The organism is Micromonospora sp. D75 (assembly GCF_018070405.1).
Classification (GTDB): Bacteria; Actinomycetota; Actinomycetes; order Mycobacteriales; family Micromonosporaceae; genus Micromonospora; species Micromonospora chalcea.
Window position 1 is genome coordinate 1 of record NZ_JAGPXV010000880.1, and the last position, 1,862, is coordinate 1,862.

The 1,862-nt window shown below is 72.4% G+C and carries 3 protein-coding genes; all 3 read right to left on the bottom strand.

Annotated features, from left to right (window positions below):
* Window positions 1–140, bottom strand: a 140-nt coding sequence (locus tag KBX39_RS30245) for a type I phosphomannose isomerase catalytic subunit (RefSeq protein WP_312247518.1), incomplete at its 3' end; no start/stop codon positions are given.
* A 3-nt stretch (window positions 141–143) separates the two neighbouring features.
* Window positions 144–1,166 (bottom strand): cation diffusion facilitator family transporter, encoded by a 1,023-nt coding sequence (locus KBX39_RS30250; protein WP_210873824.1) that lies wholly within the window; start codon window positions 1,164–1,166, stop codon window positions 144–146.
* Between the two features lie 28 nt (window positions 1,167–1,194).
* On the bottom strand, window positions 1,195–1,862 hold a 668-nt coding region (locus KBX39_RS30255), incomplete at its 5' end, for an SIS domain-containing protein (protein WP_282102494.1).

Sequence of the window (1,862 nt, forward strand, 5' to 3'; positions counted from 1 at the left end):
GTGCCCGGTGCGCCCGGGTGGGCGCCCAGCCACAGCTCCGCCTCCGGCCCGTTGCTCGGCACCGGCCGCCCCTGCAACTCGGCGATCGCGGTGCGCGAGCCCCAGGCGTAGTCACGGATCCGGCCCTGCAACAGCTCCATCGGTCAGCTCCCGGGCCGCCCGGCCACCTCGTCGGCCGTGTACGCCTCGCCGGTGGTCGCGGCCTCCGGGACGGCGGTCGCCGCCGCCTGCCCGGTGCCCGCCCGCTCCGCCTCCGGCGAGTAGATGTCCGGCTCCAGGTAGATCACCCGGGCGGTCGGCACCTCACGCCGGATCCGGGCCTCGACCGCGTTGATGTCGCGGGCCAGGTCCTCGGCGGTCTCCCAGGCCGGCACCGCGATCTTCGCCGCCACCATCAGCTCCTCGGGGCCCAGGTAGAGCGTCTTCATGTGGATGATCCGCTCGACCTCGGGACCGTTCGTGACGGCGTGCTCGATCTTGGCCAGCTCGCCCTGCTCCGCGCCCTCGCCGAGCAGCAGGCTCTTGGTCTCGATCGCCAGCGTGACCGCGATGACCACGAGCAGCACACCGATCATCGCGGTGCCCGCCGCGTCCCACATGCCGTTCCCGGTGATCAGCGTCATGCCGACGCCGAACAGCGCGAAGACCAGGCCGACGAGCGCGCCGAAGTCCTCCAGCAGCACCACCGGCAGCTCCGGGGCCTTGGCCCGGCGGATGAACCGCACCCAGGTCTGGTTGCCCCGGATCAGGTTGGACTCCTTGATCGCGGTACGGAAGGAGAAGCCCTCCATCACGATCGCGGCCACCAGCACCGCCACCGGCACCCACTGCCAGCTCTCGATCGGGTGCGGATCGGACGCCTTGTGGTACGCCTCGTAGAGCGCGAACAGGCCACCGAGGCTGAACAGCACGATCGCCACGATGAACGCGTAGATGTAGCGCTCCCGGCCGTACCCGAACGGGTGCTGCGGCGTGGCCTGCCGCTTGGCCCGCCGGCCGCCGAGCAGCAGCAAGCCCTGGTTGCCAGAGTCGGCCACCGAGTGGATCGACTCGGCCAGCATCGACGACGAGCCGGTGAGGGCGAACGCGACGAACTTGGTGACGGCGATACCGAGATTCGCCGCCAGGGCGGCGACGATCGCCTTGGTGCCCCCGTTCGCGCTCATTCCCCGCCTCGCTCGATGCCCCGTGTGCTCACTGGTTCGCCAGCTCCTTCATCTCCGTGATGGCCGGTACCGCCATCGGGTCCAGGCCGTGTGCCAGGGCGAGGTAGATCGAGGCGAAGTCGGGGACCGCCACCAGCGACGCGAGCCGCTCCAGCGCGGAACCGCCCTCGGCGGTCACCACGTCGCAGCGCACCCCACGACGCTCGGCGAGCGTCTGCACCGCGTCCGCGCGGCGCTCCTCGACCGCCAGCGGCTCGTCGGTGTCGTCGTCGGCGTTGAGCCCGCCGTCGCGCAGCAGCACCAGCCGCAGCCGGGTGCCGTCGGACTCGTCGTCGCCCGGGTCGGCGAAGATGTCCCGCTCGCCCTCGGCCAGGCCGCCGAACACGCCGTCGAGCAGGCCGACACGACCCCGCCCCGCCTCGCCCAGCGCGCCGGCGACCACCGGGTAGCGGGCGTTGGCGGACAACGTGTCGCCGAACCGCCGGGCCGCGACGGTCGCCAGCGGAGACGAGCCCCAGACGATCGGGATCGAGCCGGACAGCCCCAGCGCCAGCGACTTCGCCGGGTTGACGAAGGACTCCGCGGTCGGCCGGCATCGATCGGCGTCCGCGTCGAGCCGGGCCGCCGTCTCCGCCAGGTCGGCCTCGTTGACCTTCACCAGCCCGAGGGTACGGGCGGCGAGCAGAACCGGCACGG